Annotated in this window: 1 protein-coding gene; it reads right to left on the reverse strand. The window is 57.2% G+C overall.

Features of this window, described 5'->3' with window-relative positions:
* Positions 1–54 precede the first annotated feature (54 nt).
* Positions 55–292, reverse strand: a 238-nt coding sequence (locus PPL9_RS32725) for a hypothetical protein (protein ID WP_208989520.1), incomplete at its 5' end; no start/stop codon positions are given.

Below are 292 nucleotides of genomic sequence, written 5' to 3' on the forward strand. Positions count from 1 at the left end.
TCATCTTTGAGTGCTTTACCGCCAATCGCTGCCAACCTGACAGAGACCTTGCGCTCAACCATCCGCCTGCAGCCTCTCGTTAATCTTGGCACATGCGATCTGCTCGATCTCGGGCAGGATCAAAGCTGCCAGATAAGATGAAGCGCCAAGATTATCGGCAAGCTTTAACGCAGCACTCATATCCCAGCCGACCACCACATAGCCGCTCACGGTGGAGATGGTGCGTACCTGACCGCCCAGTCTCATGATGACCTGCCAGAGCCGGCGGCCTTGCTGGGTTTGCGGCTGGGGT

The organism is Pseudovibrio sp. POLY-S9 (genome assembly GCF_001431305.1).
Lineage (GTDB): Bacteria > Pseudomonadota > Alphaproteobacteria > Rhizobiales > Stappiaceae > Pseudovibrio.